The organism is Kitasatospora sp. GP82, assembly GCF_029892105.1.
Taxonomy (GTDB): Bacteria; Actinomycetota; Actinomycetes; order Streptomycetales; family Streptomycetaceae; genus Kitasatospora.
Genome location: NZ_JARZAJ010000011.1, coordinates 42,026 through 56,143, shown reverse-complemented (window position 1 = coordinate 56,143; position 14,118 = coordinate 42,026). Strand labels below are relative to the sequence as shown.

Annotated in this window: 12 protein-coding genes; 8 read left to right on the top strand and 4 right to left on the bottom strand. The window is 72.0% G+C overall.

What is annotated here, in order from left to right:
- Positions 1-24: 24 nt before the first annotated feature.
- Together tdh and P3T39_RS13410 are read right to left on the bottom strand one after the other, a co-directional pair.
- The gene (gene tdh / locus P3T39_RS13415; protein ID WP_280697756.1) at positions 25-1,053 is read right to left on the bottom strand and encodes an L-threonine 3-dehydrogenase; all 1,029 of its coding nucleotides are present in this window, start codon (positions 1,051-1,053) and stop codon (positions 25-27) included.
- A 301-nt stretch (positions 1,054-1,354) separates the two neighbouring features.
- Complete coding sequence (locus P3T39_RS13410) at positions 1,355-2,416, bottom strand: ATP-dependent DNA ligase (protein ID WP_280697755.1); 1,062 nt, start codon at positions 2,414-2,416, stop codon at positions 1,355-1,357.
- A gap of 100 nt (positions 2,417-2,516) precedes the next feature.
- On the opposite strand from P3T39_RS13410, the gene ligD reads away from it, so the two are divergent.
- Entirely contained in the window at positions 2,517-3,512 is a 996-nt protein-coding gene (ligD, locus tag P3T39_RS13405; protein WP_280697884.1) for a non-homologous end-joining DNA ligase, read from the top strand.
- A gap of 101 nt (positions 3,513-3,613) precedes the next feature.
- On the opposite strand, the gene P3T39_RS13400 is transcribed toward ligD, so the two are convergent.
- Complete coding sequence (locus P3T39_RS13400) at positions 3,614-4,291, bottom strand: histone deacetylase (protein ID WP_280697754.1); 678 nt, start codon at positions 4,289-4,291, stop codon at positions 3,614-3,616.
- A gap of 168 nt (positions 4,292-4,459) precedes the next feature.
- Here P3T39_RS13400 and P3T39_RS13395 point away from each other — a divergent pair, with 168 nt between their 5' ends.
- The 3 genes from P3T39_RS13395 to P3T39_RS13385 are packed head-to-tail and all read left to right on the top strand — an operon-like array spanning position 4,460 to position 6,044.
- Positions 4,460-5,008 (top strand): SigE family RNA polymerase sigma factor, encoded by a 549-nt coding sequence (locus P3T39_RS13395; RefSeq protein WP_280697753.1) that lies wholly within the window; start codon positions 4,460-4,462, stop codon positions 5,006-5,008.
- The gene (locus P3T39_RS13390; RefSeq protein WP_280697752.1) at positions 4,992-5,396 is read left to right on the top strand and encodes a hypothetical protein; all 405 of its coding nucleotides are present in this window, start codon (positions 4,992-4,994) and stop codon (positions 5,394-5,396) included. The genes P3T39_RS13395 and P3T39_RS13390 overlap by 17 nt, the downstream gene beginning before the upstream one ends.
- Before the next feature lie 9 nt (positions 5,397-5,405).
- The gene (locus P3T39_RS13385) at positions 5,406-6,044 is read left to right on the top strand and encodes a GNAT family N-acetyltransferase (protein WP_280697751.1); all 639 of its coding nucleotides are present in this window, start codon (positions 5,406-5,408) and stop codon (positions 6,042-6,044) included.
- A 13-nt stretch (positions 6,045-6,057) separates the two neighbouring features.
- On the opposite strand, the gene P3T39_RS13380 is transcribed toward P3T39_RS13385, so the two are convergent.
- Positions 6,058-7,239 (bottom strand): 8-amino-7-oxononanoate synthase, encoded by a 1,182-nt coding sequence (locus tag P3T39_RS13380; RefSeq protein ID WP_280697750.1) that lies wholly within the window; start codon positions 7,237-7,239, stop codon positions 6,058-6,060.
- A gap of 257 nt (positions 7,240-7,496) precedes the next feature.
- On the opposite strand from P3T39_RS13380, the gene P3T39_RS13375 reads away from it, so the two are divergent.
- From P3T39_RS13375 to P3T39_RS13360, 4 genes are all read left to right on the top strand, one after another.
- Entirely contained in the window at positions 7,497-9,149 is a 1,653-nt protein-coding gene (locus P3T39_RS13375; RefSeq protein WP_280697749.1) for a PucR family transcriptional regulator ligand-binding domain-containing protein, read from the top strand.
- 175 nt (positions 9,150-9,324) lie between these two features.
- Positions 9,325-10,659, top strand: coding sequence for a CBS domain-containing protein (locus P3T39_RS13370; protein ID WP_280697748.1), 1,335 nt, complete (start codon positions 9,325-9,327; stop codon positions 10,657-10,659).
- Entirely contained in the window at positions 10,659-12,575 is a 1,917-nt protein-coding gene (locus P3T39_RS13365; RefSeq protein WP_280697747.1) for an NRAMP family divalent metal transporter, read from the top strand. Before P3T39_RS13370 ends, P3T39_RS13365 begins: the two co-directional genes overlap by 1 nt.
- Positions 12,576-13,194: 619 nt before the next feature.
- Entirely contained in the window at positions 13,195-14,070 is an 876-nt protein-coding gene (locus P3T39_RS13360) for an alkaline phosphatase family protein (RefSeq protein WP_280697746.1), read from the top strand.
- Positions 14,071-14,118: the final 48 nt, after the last annotated feature.

Genomic DNA, 14,118 nt, shown 5'->3' with positions numbered 1-14,118 from the left:
AGCAGGGTGTCAGACGGTCGGATCTCAGACGGTCCAGTCGAGGATGACCTTGCCGCAGTTGCCGCTTGCCGCCTCGTCGAAGGCATCGGCGAAGTCCTCGGCGGCGTAGCGGCCGGTGATCACCGGGCTGAGGTCGAGACCGCCCTCCAGCAGGACGGACATCGCGTACCAGGTCTCGAACATCTCGCGGCCGTAGATGCCCTTGATCGTGATCATCGAGGTGACGATCCGCGCCCAGTCCACCGGGAAGTCGTCGGCGGGCAGGCCGAGCATGGCGATCTTGCCGCCGTGGGTCATGTTGGCGATCATCGACTGCATCGCCTCGGGACGGCCGGACATCTCCAGGCCCACGTCGAAGCCCTCGCGCAGGCCCAGCTGCTGCTGGCCCTCCTCGATGCTGTGCTCGGCGACGTTGAGCGCGAGCGTGACGCCGACCTTGCGCGCCAGGTCGAGGCGGTACGGGGAGACGTCGGTGATCATCACGTTGCGGGCGCCCGCGTGCTTGGCGACGGCGGCCGCCATGATGCCGATCGGGCCCGCGCCGGTGATCAGCACGTCCTCGCCGACCATCGGGAAGGAGAGCGCGGTGTGCACGGCGTTGCCGAACGGGTCGAAGATCGCGGCGACATCGAGGTCCACCGGCACCCGGTGAACCCAGACATTGGAGGCGGGCAGCGCGACGTACTCGGCGAAGGCACCGTCGCGCCCGACGCCCAGGCCGACGGTGTTGCGGCACAGATGACGGCGCCCGGCCAGACAGTTGCGGCACTTGCCGCAGACCAGGTGGCCCTCGCCGCTGACCCGGTCGCCCACGTTGACGTCGGCCACCGCGGCACCGATCGCCGCGACCTCGCCGACGAACTCGTGACCGAGCGTCAGCGGGGTCTTGATGGTGTGCTGCGCCCAGCCGTCCCACTTGCGGATGTGCAGGTCGGTGCCGCAGATGCCGGTGCGCAGCACCTTGATCAGCACGTCGGACGGACCGATCTCCGGCATGGGAACGTCCATCAGCCAGAGTCCGGGCTCGGCCTTCTGCTTGACGAGTGCCTTCACGGCGAGGACTCCTGACGCACGGTGGAACGGACTGCTTCTGGACAGGCCGAGGTAAGCCCGGCATACGGCCCCTGCCGGGCCGGGCAGAGTGAAATCTGCCTGGTCGGAGCGGGTGCGGTCCATCGAGGAATTCTTAACGGCCGCCACAGCTGGGCTTCACGATCGTGCCCGAGCGGTGCCCCACGGCCTCCGGCGGCCCGCCGAGGCCCACCCGTACGGCCCAACGCGGCGGCCCGACGCGGCGGCGCAACGGCTCGAAGCACGGCGGCTCAGGGGCACAGCCGCTCAGGAGCATGGGCGCTCAGGGGCCGAGCAGCTCCCCGAGGTCGTAGGAGACCGGCTCCTCCAGCTGCTCGTACGTGCAGTCGGCCGGTTCACGGTCGGGCCGCCAGCGGCGGAACTGGGTGGTGTGCCGGAAGCGGGTGCCTTCCATGTGGTCGTAGGCGACCTCGCAGACCCGCTCGGGGCGCAGCGGTACCCAGGAGAGGTCCTTCTTGCCGGTCCAGCGGCTGACGGCGCCGGGGAGGCGAGAGCCGGCCTGGGCGGCCTCGTCCGTCCAGGCCGCCCAGGGGTGGCCGGTGAGGTCGGTCATCCGCAAGGGCTGGAGCTCATCGGCGAGTTGGCGGCGGCGAGCCATCGGGAAGGAGGCGCTGACGCCCACATGCTGCAACCGGCCGGTGGAGTCGTACAGGCCGAGCAGCAGCGAGCCGACCACCGGGCCGCTCTTGTGCTCGCGGTAGCCGGCCAGCACGCAGTCGGCGGTCCGCTGGTGCTTGACCTTGAACATGGTGCGCTGTCCCGGGCGGTAGGGCTGGTCCAGCGGCTTGGCCACCACACCGTCGAGACCGGCGCCCTCGAACTGCGCGAACCAGGTGCGGGCCTGGTCGAGTTCGGTGGTGGCGGGGGCGACATGGACGGGCGGCCGGGCCCTGCCGAGCGCCGCGAGCAAGGCGGTGCGCCGTTCGGCGAGCGGCAGTTCGGCCAGTTCGTCGGGGCCGAGCGCGAGCAGGTCGAAGGCGATGAAGGAGGCTGGTGTGCGTTCGGCCAGCGTACGGACTCGACTGGCCGCCGGGTGGATGCGTTCCAGCAGTTCCTCGAAGTACAGCCGCCCGTCGTGCGCGATCACGATCTCGCCGTCCACCACGCAGCGGTCGGGCAGCTCGGTGCGGAAGGCGGCGACCAGCTCGGGGAAGTAGCGGGTGAGCGGCTTGGAGGTGCGGCTGCCGATCTCGATGTCGTCGCCGTCCCGGAAGACGATCGCCCGGAAGCCGTCCCACTTCGCCTCGTACTGCATGCCGGGCGGGATCTCGCCCACCGCCTTCGCCAGCATCGGCGAGACCGGAGGCATCACGGGAAGGTCCATGCTCCGATGGTGGCTGGCCACCCGCCCGCCCGCGTGCCGGACACGGCGGCCGGGGCCCGCTCGGCCTAGCGTGGAGACCATGGCAGGAACGGCGGGAGCGATGGAACTGGTGGTGGACGGCCGGACGGTGCGGCTGTCCAACCCCGAGAAGGTGTACTACCCGGCGCGGGGCTTCACCAAGCTGGACGTGGCCCGGTACTACCTGGCGGTCGCGCCCGGTGTGCTGCGCGGGCTGCGCGACCGGCCGACCACGCTGCAACGCTTCCCGGATGGTGTGGAGGGCGAGTTCTTCTACCAGAAGCGCGCCCCGAAGAGCGTCCCGGACTGGCTGCCGACCGCGCGGATCGCCTTCCCCAGCGGGCGGACGGCGGACGAGATCTGCCCGACCGAGCCAGCCGCCGTGCTCTGGGCCGCCAACCTGGGGTGCCTGACCTTCCACCCGTGGCCGGTCCGCCGCAACGACACCGAGCACCCGGACGAGCTGCGGATCGACCTGGACCCGCAGCCCGGCACGGACTTCGGCGACGCCGTCCGGGCGGCCCACGAACTGCGCGGGCTGCTGGACGAGCACGGCCTGCGCGGCTGGCCCAAGACCTCCGGCGGGCGCGGGATCCATGTGTACGTACCGGTGGAGCCGCGCTGGACCTTCACCGACTGCCGGCACGCCGTGATCGCCCTCGGACGCGAGCTGGAACGGCGGATGCCCGGCCGGGTCACCACCGCCTGGTGGAAGGAGGAGCGCGGCGAGCGCATCTTCGTCGACTACAACCAGATGGCCAGGGACCGCACCATCGCCTCCCCCTACTCCCTGCGCGCCCGCCCCGAGGCCACCGCCTCCGCCCCGCTGCGCTGGGAGGAACTGGACGAGGTCGCCCCCACCGACTTCGACCTGCGAACCCTGCCCGAGCGCTTCGCCGAACTCGGCGACGTGCACGCCGACCTGGACGAACACGCCTTCTCGCTGGACTCCCTGCTGGAACTGTCGGCCCGTCAGGCCCGCGACGACGGCCTGGGCGACCTGCCCTACCCGCCCGACCACCCCAAGATGCCGGGCGAGCCCGCCCGCGTCCAGCCCAGCCGGGCACGCAAGCAGTAGGCCCGGTCCGGCGGGTCCTTCCGCAGGCGGTGACCGTGGGCCGGCCCCACCCCCCGACGAGAGTGTGGTCGACATCGCACCTGGGCGGGCCCGGGGGGACGTCAGGACCGGCAGAGCGCCGTGACCTCGGCCGACGACCAGGAGCCGGCCGCGCCGGGGCGGCTGCTCAGGTAGTCCGCGATCCGCGCCACGCTCCAGCCATGGGCCTCGGCCAGACCTGCGGCGAAGTAGCGCAGGTAGGCGGCCGAAGGGCGGTTCAGCTGCGCCCGCGCCCGGCGCCCGGGCGCGGTGAAGGTCAGCACCGGGTAACCGTCCAGGACGCCCGGGCACACCAGCGTCTCGTATCGGCCGAGACCGAGCTGCTCACTGCCGTTGGCCAGCGCGCCGCCCAGCTCCAGATCCGTTCCCGGCATGCGGTACATCTCCTGGGCGGCGATGTCCGAGAACTGGCCGACGGTCAGCAGATAGGCACGAGCGGGTAGTTCACCGCTCCCCAGCGGATCGTAGAAACCCATTCCGCCTCTCCAGGTCCGCGACTCCATCGCGAAGTACAGCTCCCCGCGCAGGTGGATCGGCAGCACCCGCTCGGGAGCCCTCCCGTCCCGGCAGCCCGGGTAGGTCCGTGTTGCACCGGGCGGACGGCCGCCGACCAGGTAGTAGGTCAGCCGGTCGAAATGCATGTTCGAGCCGTACGCCGCGTACCAGACCCGCTTCGGGTAAGGGTGCGCGGCACCTTCGGACCACGGCTCCGGCCGGACGGGCTCGCGCGGACTCGGCATAGGCCGAGGATAGCCCGGGGTCTGCTCCGTCCTGGCGTGCGACTCCACGGCGCTCTGCCGCTGCCCCGGCTCCGGAACCCGATCGGGCGTGATCGAATTCGGTCGCCGGGAGAGGCAACCCGATTCCCGAGGTCGGTGGTCTGGTGGGGTGAAAGGGGGTGCGCTCCGATGCGCGCGGAAGACGAGACGGAGTTCAGGGAGTTCGTCCAGGGGCGGTGGCCGGCCCTGGTGCGGACGGCCTATCTGCTCACGGGGGACCGCCACCACGCGGAGGATGTGGCACAGACCGCACTCGCCAAGGCGTACGCGTCCTGGCGGCGGGTCAGGGACAGCGACAGCCCGGATGCGTACCTTCGGCGGATCCTGGTGACCAGCAACGCCGACCGGTTCCGTAAACGCCGTCCCCCCGAGTACCTGACCCAGACGCTTCCGGAGCGGCCGCGGCACGACGAGAGCGATCCCAGCGGGCGGCTCGACCAGCGCCATGTCCTGCTGAGCGCGCTGGACGAACTCCCCGACCGCCAGCGGGCCGTGGTGGTCCTGCGGTACTGGGAGGACCTCTCCGAGGCCGAAGTCGCCTCGATCCTCGGCTGCTCGGTCGGGACCGTCAAGAGCCAGGCCTCCAAGGGACTCGCGAAGCTCCGCGTCCACCCCCAACTCACCGATCACACATGGCAGACCACCCAACCGGAGGTGCTCAATGGCCGACTTCGATGAGACCGACCTCCAACTGACACTCACCCACTGGGCGAACGACCTGGCCGTAGGACCCGCACCGGTCGAGGCGATCGTGCGCGAGGGCGGCAGGCTCCGCCGTCGACGCACCATCACCCGGGCCGCTCTCAGCCTGGTCGTCGCCGGGGCGATGGCCTCCGGCCTGGTCCTCGTACAGTCCGCAGTGCGAGGGCCCTCGGCCGCCACACCGGCGGAGTCCGGACCGTCCACCGAGGGGCCCGCAGAGGAGGGGCCGGCGCCGGCCGGGCCGGCAACGGGACCGACTGGGACCGGGGCGACGGGCAGGGCCCAGCAGTCGCAGGCAGCCGCCGCGAAGCAGGAGTTCAAGCCCGTCCAGGGCATGCCCACCGTGCCGGCGGACGAGCCATAGGATCAGGGCATGCTGAAGAAGATCTTGGACGAGGCCGCCGCCGGGGTGTTCCCACCCGCCACCGGATCGGTGACGGTGGTACCGCAGCCGCACGAGCGCGAGGCCGGGGTGATCGCGTTCAGCGCCCACGCCGTCGTCTTCACGGACGAGGACCCGGACTGGATCCGGGAGACGATCGCGGCCTCCCCCGCCGATCGACTGGCGGCGCCGCACTCCCCGTCCTTCCTGAGTGCCTTCGCCGAGCGGACCGGGCGGGTCGTCAACACCATCGACCTGCTGACCGTGTCCACCAGGCTGCCGGGCGAGCCCCCGCTTCCCGTCCGGCCCATCGAGGACCGCGAACACCCGCGGATCGCCCGGGCGCTGCTCTTCCGCGACGATGTCCGGGCCTGGACGACACCGGGTGGGGTACTGGTCCTCGGCCGGGGCGTGGCCGGGCGCTGGGAGGTGGCGATCGAGGTCGATCCGCAGGCCCGGGGCCGGGGCCTCGGGCGAGCACTGGCGGTGACGGCCCGCCACCTGCTGCCGGAGGGCGAGCACCTCTGGTCGCAGCAGTCCGCAGGCAATGCGACCAGTGTCCGCGCCTTCCAGGCCGCCGGGTACCGCCCGGTCGGCGCCGAGGCGCTGCTGGTCCGCCACGCAGGCTGAGGCGCCGCGCGGGCTATGCGGGCGCCGTCGCGCCGACGATCCGTACCGCCTCGGAGATCTGAGTGTCCGTCAGATCACCTCGGGCCGTCAGCCGGAGGCGGGAGATGCCGTCGGGGACGGACGGGGGCCGGAAGCAGCCCACTGCGAGGCCCGCGGTGCGGCAGTCGGCGGCCCACCGCACGGCGGCCTCCGGCCCGGGGGCCCGGACCGAGACGACGGCGGCGTCCGGAGTGCTGGCGTGCAGACCGGCGGCGGTGAGCCGCTCGGCGAGGGTGCGGGCGACTTCGCGAGCGCGGTCGGCGCGGTGCGGTTCGGCGCGCAGCAGGCGCAGCGCACCGAGAGCGGCGCCGACGGCGGCCGGAGCAAGGCCGGTGTCGAAGATGAAGGTGCGAGCGGTCTCGACCAGGTGTCTGACGACCCGTCGGGGGCCGAGTACGGCGCCGCCCTGGGAGCCGAGCGACTTGGAGAGGGTGACCGTGGCGACCACGTCCGGCTGTCCGGCGAGTCCGGCGGCGGCCAGGGCGCCGCTGCCGCCCGCACCGAGCACGCCGAGCCCGTGCGCGTCGTCCACCAGCAGCGCGGCACCGTGCGCACGGGCGGCGGCGGAGAGTCCGGCCAGCGGAGCGGCATTGCCGTCCACCGAGAACACGGAGTCGCTGACGACCAGCGCCCGGCGGTGCGAACGGGCGGCGAGGGTCTTCGCGACCGACGCCGGGTCGCTGTGCGGGGCGCGGTGGACGTCGCTGCGGGAGAGACGGCAACCGTCGATCAGCGAGGCGTGGTTGTACGCGTCGGAGACGATCAGCGTGTCGGGGTCGGTGAGTGCGGTGAGCGCGGCGAGGTTGGCCGCGTACCCGGAGGAGAAGACCAGCGCCGCCTCGAAGCCGCAGAACTCGGCCAGTTCCCGCTCCAGTTCGGTGTGCAGGGCGGTCGTGCCCGTGACCAGGCGGGAGCCGGTGGAGCCGCCGCCCCAGCGCAGCGCGGCCTCGGCTGCGGCGCGGGTGACGGCCGGGTGGTGTACCAGGCCGAGGTAGTCGTTGCTCGCCAGGTCCAGTACCGGGTCCTCGGCGGGACGGCTGCGCAGGGTACGGGTCAGCCCGGCCCGGGCGCGGAGTTCGGCCGCCTCGTCGAGCCAGTCGAAGACGGCGGCGGGAGCGGGGGCCTGCTGCTGCTCGGGCGCGGAGGAGATGACCATGGTCCGCACTCTGTCATCCCCGGTGCAGGGTGGGCAATGTGCGTCGCCGCACAGCAGCGGACTGCGCGCGGGCGGTGCAACTTGCTCACCGGAGGTCGGTACGGTCCGGCGCCTTCCGATTCGCGCACGCAGTTGATCAAGCAGAGCCCCGCGCCCCTGAAAATAACGTGCCGCCGCCCCCGAAGCAGCAGGCGCCAGCCGCGTCACCGCTAGACTCCCGCAGCACCGGAAGGGGAGATCTTGCGAGCTGAGGTCCGGTGAGTGGCGGGGAAGCGGCGGCGCGGCTGACCGTCCGGGACGTGCTGCGGCTGGAGTTGGTGGCGCGGTGGGACGCCGAGGTGGTGGCCTGCCCGGAGCGGCTGGACCGGCCGGTGCGGTGGCTGCATGTGGCGGAGGCACCGGATGTGGCGGTGATGCTGGCCGGGGGCGAGATGGTGCTGACCACCGGGCTGCTGCTGGCCGGTGACGAGCGGGCGCAGGCGGAGTACGTCGAGTCCATGCGGCGGGCGGATGCCGCGGCAGTGGTGCTCGGGCTCGGCCGGGCCTTCCGGAGCACGCCGGAGGCGATGCGGCGGGCCGCCGAACGGTGCGGGGTGCCGCTGATCGTGCTGCACCGGCCAGCGCCGTTCGCCCGGCTGACCGAGGAGGTGCACGCGCGTCTGGTGCACGGCCGGTTCGCGGCGCTGGACCTCTCGGAGCGGATGCGCAGTTCGCTGACCGCGCTCAACCTCTCCGGGGTGCCGCTGCAACGGCTGCTGGACGAGATCGCCACCTACAGCGGCGGCCCCCTGGTGCTGGTGAACCTCGCGCACCGGGTGCTGGCGACGGCGGGGGGACGGGCCGCGCGCGACGATCTGCTGCGCGACTGGGACCGGATCTCGCGCCAGGTGGCCGGGCTGCTGGGCGACGGTCCGGTGAGCGTGGGCCCTGACGGCTGGGTGGTCGCCCGCCTGGAGGCGCGCGGCCGGCAGTGGGGGCACCTGGTCCTGTTCGGGCACCCGGGAGAGGCCGAGGCAGGGCTGGTGCTCGCGCAACGGGCAGCCGAGGCACTGGCGGTGCACCGGCTGCTTGGTGAGTGCGAGGGCGGTGAACGGGCTCGGGACTGGGAGGACCAGGCGGCCGAGGTGCTGCTGACCGAGCTGGCCTCGGGGACGGCCCGTCCGGAGCAGCTGCTCCCCCGGGCCCGCGCGGCCGGGCTGCCGGTGGACCGGCGCCGCTTCGTACCGGTGGTGTTCCGCTCGGACGATGCCGACGCACTCCGGGAGTCGATCGAGCGGGCGCTGGCCGATGCGCGGACGCTGACGGACCAGGGTGGCCCGGCACATCGGCGGCCGCCGGCCGAGGAGGGTCCGGCCGCGCTGGTCGCGCGGATCGGCCGGGACGCGATGGCGGTGCTGCTCAGCATCCCGAACCAGCGGGAGGCGGACTCCGAGGTACGGCGGTTCGCGGAGCGGGTGCACGAGCGGCTGGCCGTACGGGGCTCGGGCGCGGTGGCGGGCGCCGGATTCGCCTGCCCGGTACTGGACGAGGTCCGGCGCTCCTTCCTGGAGGCGGTCCATGTGGCCGACGCGGCGCTGGCCGCTCCCCCGACGGGCCCGTTCGCCCGGCTCAGGGACGTACGACTGCGGGGTCTGGTGCGGCTGCTGCGGGACGAGCCGGAGCTCCAGGCTTTCATCGAACGGGAGTTGGGCCCGCTGCTCGGCCGACCGGAGCTGCTGGACGTGCTGCGTACCTATCTGAGGACCGGCCGGAACAAGTCCCTGGCCGCGCAGGAGCACCACATCAGCAGGCCGGCGCTCTACCGGAGACTGCAGAGCATCGAGGACCTGCTCGGTACCGACCTGGACGACCTGGAGCAGCTGACCTCGCTGTACGTCGCACTGCTGGCGCACGACGCGCAGGGTGCATAGGCCGGTCCGCCGGCTGTGCCGCGTACGCCCATCTGCGGTACCCGTTTAGGGCGTTTCGGTGGCTTTTGGGGCATGGTCCGCGTGTGCCTCCACGGGGCCCGGCAGGATCGGGCCGGGCTGCGGGATCCGGACCGGGCCCGGAAAGGGCCGAGCGATGACCGTCAGACCGTCTTCCGTGCCACCTTCCACGCCTGCCGAGCAGACGGACGTGGTGCACCTTTCGTCTCTGCTGAAGCGCCCGGTGACGGATCGGGGCGGCCGGTCGCTGGGGCGGCTGGCAGATGTGATCGTGCGTCTCAGGGGCGAGGACTACCCGGTGGTGACGGGGTTGGTGGCCAGCGTCGGCGGCCGTGAACTCTTCGTGCCGATCCACCAGGTGAGCTCGTTCGGCCAGGAGGCGCTGAGGCTCAACAGCGCGAAGGTGGATCTGCGACCGTTCGAACGGCGCGAGGGTGAGGTGCTGCTCCGCGCCGACGTGCTCGGGCACCGTCTGATCGACGTGGCCGAAGCCCGTCTGGTGCGGGCCTCGGACGTGGAGCTCGCCCGGCGCGGGAGCCGCTGGCTGCTCTCCGGCCTGGACACCCACCGCCACCACAGGTTCCCGGGGCTGTTCGGCGGCCGGCCGAGGGAGCACACCTGCCGGGACTGGAAGGCGTTCGAGCCGCTGATCGGCCACGACCGCAGTCTGAAGGCGCGCGGCCCGGCCGGCCGGATCCGTCGGATGAGGCCGGCGCAGATCGCGGACCTGCTGGAGGATGCCTCGGCGGCGGAGAAGCACGAGATCCTCGGCCGGGTCCACCAGGACCCGGAGCTGGAGGCCGATGTCTTCGAGGAGTTGGAGGAGGACCACGCGTCCCGGCTGCTCGGTGCGCGCACCGACGCCGAGATCGCCGACGTCCTGGCGCGGATGCGTGCGGACGACGCCGCCGACGCCATCGGCGAGCTGCCGCAGCGCCGACGCCGCCCGGTGCTGGACCGGCTTCCGGCCGCACAGCGGGGCAGAGTCCTGACCCTGATGGGGTACAGCCCCGACAGCGCGGGCGGTCTGATGGCCGTGGACTTCCTGCCCCTCACCGCGGACGTGCCGGTGCGCGAGGCACTCACGGCCGTCAGGAACGCCCGCAGCCTCCAGGCCGAGGCGCTGACCAGCGTCTACGGCGTCGACGAGAACGGCCGGCTGCTCGCGGTCGTCAAGCTGGTCACGCTGCTCCAGTCCGATCCCGACGCCACGCTGGGTTCGGTGAGCGAGCCCGACCCCGTCCGGGTCGGGCCGGACACCGACCTGGTGGACGTCGTCCTGCTGATGGTGGACTACAACCTGCTCACCATGCCCGTGGTGGACGAGCAGCGGATCCTGCTCGGCGTCATCACCGTGGACGACGTGCTGGAGGCGACGCTGCCCGAGGACTGGCGGCGCCGCGAGGTCGCCCCACCACCGGACCTCCGTCACGGGACACGGACTCCTCCGACGCCGTCCGGCCCGGCCGACTCCCGGCAGGAGCCGAGCTGATGAGCGACCAGCCCACCCCGCCCGGACCCCGACACGACCAACCCGGCGGCCCTGGGCGCCCCGCTCCACAGCACGACCGGCCCGCCGCCCCACAACGCCCCGCTCCACAGCACGACCGGCCCGCCGCCCCACAACGCCCCGCTCCACAGCACGACCGGCCCGCTGCACCGGCTGCCGCACCGCCCGCCGCACCGCAACGCCCGGGCCCGCCGCCCGCCGCCCCGGCTGCCGCCCCGGCTGCCAAGCCTTCCGCGCACCGGCCCGGGCCCGCCGCCGTCCCGCATCCGCCCGCCGCCGCGACCGAGGTCCACGCGAGCGCCGTACTGGACGAGGCCCACCTCGGCGACATCGAAGGTGCCCTGGGCCGTATCCGCCTCGACGAGGACGACTCCACCCGCAGCCTGAAGAGACGGCTGCTCACCTTCCTCGCGATCATCGGCCCCGGCCTTATCGTCATGGTCGGCGACAACGACGCGGGAGGTGTCTCCACCTACGCGCAGGCCGGCCAGAACTACGGCTACAGCCTGCTGTGGGTCCTGCTCCTGCTCGTCCCTGTGCTGATCGTCAACCAGGAGATGGTGGTGCGGCTGGGTGCGGTCACCGGTGTCGGGCATGCCCGGCTCATCAACGAGCGGTTCGGGCGGTTCTGGGGCTGGTTCAGCGTCGGCGACCTGTTCGTGCTGAACTTCCTCACCATCGTGACCGAGTTCATCGGCGTCTCGCTCGCGCTGAGCTATTTCGGGATCAGCAAGTACATCGCCGTGCCCGTCGCGGCCCTGGCGCTGATCGCCATCACCGCCAGCGGAAGCTTCCGCCGCTGGGAGCGGGCGATGCTGACGTTCATCGCCGTCAGCCTGGTGCTGGTGCCGCTGGCCCTGCTGTCCCGGCCGCGCTACGGATCGGTCTTCTACCACCTGGTCGTGCCCGGGATCCAGGGCGGCGTCTCCTCGGACGCGGTGCTGCTGATCATCGCGATCGTCGGCACCACCGTCGCCCCCTGGCAGCTGTTCTTCCAGCAGTCCAACATCATCGACAAACGCATCACGCCGCGTTTCATCGGCCATGAGCGTCTCGACACCGTCATCGGCTCCCTGGTCGTCGTCCTCGGGGCCGTCGCGATCATCATCGCCGCCGACTACGCGGTCCGCGGCACCAGCGCCGCCGGTCACTTCACCGACGCGCTCGGCGTCGCCGAGGCGCTCGGCGACCGCAGCACCACCCTGGGGGCGCTGTTCGCGATCATGCTGCTCGATGCCTCGATCGTCGGTGCCGCCGCGGTCACCCTGGCCACCAGCTACGCCTTCGGGGACGTGTTCAACCTGCGGCACTCGCTGCACCGCAGCTTCGGCGAGGCCAAGGCCTTCTACGGCAGCTACACCGCGATGGTGCTGCTGGCGGCCGCGATCGTCCTCGTCCCCGGTGCCCCGCTCGGTCTGATCACCACCGCTGTGCAGGCCCTGGCGGGCCTGCTGCTGCCCTCCGCCAGCGTCTTCCTGCTCCTGCTGTGCAACGACCGTGCGGTGCTCGGCCCCTGGACCAACCCGCGCTGGCTCAACCTGCTGGCCTCCCTGATCATCTCGGTCCTGCTCATGCTCTCCGGGGTCCTGGTGGCCACCACCCTGTTTCCCGGTCTGAACACCACGCTGGTCGCCGAGTACCTCTCCGCCGCGTTCGCCCTCGGGCTGCTCGCGGCCGCCCTCGGACTGCGCACCAGCCGCGCCCGGCACCGCCCCGCCCGGCCCAGCGCCCCCGAAGTCGCCCGCTCGGAGCGGGACACCTGGCGGATGCCGCCTCTGGCACTGCTGGAGCCTGTCGTCTGGTCGCCGGGTCTGCGGCTGGGGATGGGCCTGCTGCGCGGCTACCTGGTCGTCGCCGCACTGCTGCTGATCGTCAAGGCCGTGCAACTGGGCGGATGACAGCGACAGCTGACGTGATGTCCGATGACCGTCTCTCACCGGCGACGAGTTCCGAGCCCCGAACTCGGCCCGGCACGCTTGTTGACAGCGCTTCCAGCAGAGGCGCAGCATCTCTGTGCCGGAGGGCCACAACCGATCCAACTCACGCCGCGTGCAGGGATGTTGCGGGGCCAGTGCGGTTCGTGGCCGTCCCACCGGAACCAGCCTGTTCAGATCCGTCCCCCCGAAGGGATCGACATGGCTCCACGGTTGCTCCGCCACAGGATCGTCAGTGCCCTCGCACCATCGGACATCCGGCTGCCGCACCCCCGGCGGCGGCCGGATCCGCCGGACCGTCACTGACGGGCTGGTCACGGTCTTCTGAACGGGTGACAGGCGGTGGGCCCGGCCTCGGCCCGAAGCCGCGCTCTCCTTGCGAAGTTCACCGTCTCGCCAGTCCACCGACAACTAAGGGGTGCCTACGGCACCTACGTTGTACGCGGCACCGAAGCCGGGCGCACCTTCGCCCGGCGCCCCCGCATCGGTCCGCGGCCGCACCACGAGGCCCTGTGCGGCGGGCTCCCGAACCTCCCCCATGAGCCGGGCACGCAGGCCCGGCTCGTTCCTCCCTGGAGTCTCCATGCGTTCGAGGTCGCGTTTTGCCGGACTGTCCGCCGTCGCAGTGGCAGCCGCCGTCGTGGGGTCCGTCGCCCTGGCCCCGTACAGCTCGGCCGTCGCCGCCAAGCCGGCGGCAAGCACCGTTCCCGCCCCCGCGCACGTCGTGGTCGTGATGGAGGAGAACCACTCCTACGACGACATCATCGGCGACACCAACGACGCTCCCTACATCAACTCCCTGGCATCCCAGGGTGCGCTGATGACCTCCTCGTTCGGGGTCAGCCACCCCAGCGAGCCGAACTACATGGCGCTCTTCGCCGGCAGCACCTTCGGTCTGAAGTCCGACGCCTGCCCGGTCAACAAGGGCAACACGGCGAACCTCGGCTCCGAACTGCTGGCCGCCGGCTACACCTTCAAGGGCTACTCGGAGGATCTGCCGAAGGCCGGCTCCACCACCTGCACCTCGGGCGGCTACGCGCGCAAGCACTCCCCGTGGGTCAACTTCAGCAACGTCCCGGGCGCCGACTCGCAGCCGTTCTCCTCGTTCCCCACGGACTACAGCACCCTGCCCACGGTGTCGTTCGTGATCCCGAACCTCAACGACGACATGCACGACGGCACCATCGCCGACGGTGACTCCTGGTTGCAGAACAACCTGGCGAACTACGCGACCTGGGCCCAGCAGAACAACAGCCTGCTGATCGTCACCTGGGACGAGGACGACTACACCGAGAGCAACCAGATCCCCACGCTGATCACCGGCGCGCACGTCCAGCCCGGCCAGTACAGCGAGACCATCAACCACTACAACCTGCTCGCCACCCTGGAGCAGATGTACGGTCTCGCCCCCGTCGGCCAGAGCAGCAGTGCGGCTCCCATCACCGACATCTGGAACTGAGTCCGACCGGCAGCACACCACCGTCCAGGTGCCCCGGCCCCGCGCGCG

Excerpts from the sequence above, each read along its gene's own strand:
- P3T39_RS13385 (WP_280697751.1), top strand. The coding sequence starts at position 5,406 with ATGCTGAAGAAGATCTTGGACGAGGCCGCCGCCGGGGTGTTCCCACCC.
- P3T39_RS13390 (WP_280697752.1), top strand. The coding sequence starts at position 4,992 with ATGGCCGACTTCGATGAGACCGACCTCCAACTGACACTCACCCACTGG.
- P3T39_RS13360 (WP_280697746.1), top strand. The coding sequence starts at position 13,195 with ATGCGTTCGAGGTCGCGTTTTGCCGGACTGTCCGCCGTCGCAGTGGCA.
- ligD (WP_280697884.1), top strand. The coding sequence starts at position 2,517 with ATGGAACTGGTGGTGGACGGCCGGACGGTGCGGCTGTCCAACCCCGAG.
- P3T39_RS13410 (WP_280697755.1), bottom strand. The coding sequence starts at position 2,416 with ATGGACCTTCCCGTGATGCCTCCGGTCTCGCCGATGCTGGCGAAGGCG.
- P3T39_RS13395 (WP_280697753.1), top strand. The coding sequence starts at position 4,460 with ATGCGCGCGGAAGACGAGACGGAGTTCAGGGAGTTCGTCCAGGGGCGG.
- P3T39_RS13400 (WP_280697754.1), bottom strand. The coding sequence starts at position 4,291 with ATGCCGAGTCCGCGCGAGCCCGTCCGGCCGGAGCCGTGGTCCGAAGGT.
- P3T39_RS13365 (WP_280697747.1), top strand. The coding sequence starts at position 10,659 with ATGAGCGACCAGCCCACCCCGCCCGGACCCCGACACGACCAACCCGGC.
- P3T39_RS13380 (WP_280697750.1), bottom strand. The coding sequence starts at position 7,239 with ATGGTCATCTCCTCCGCGCCCGAGCAGCAGCAGGCCCCCGCTCCCGCC.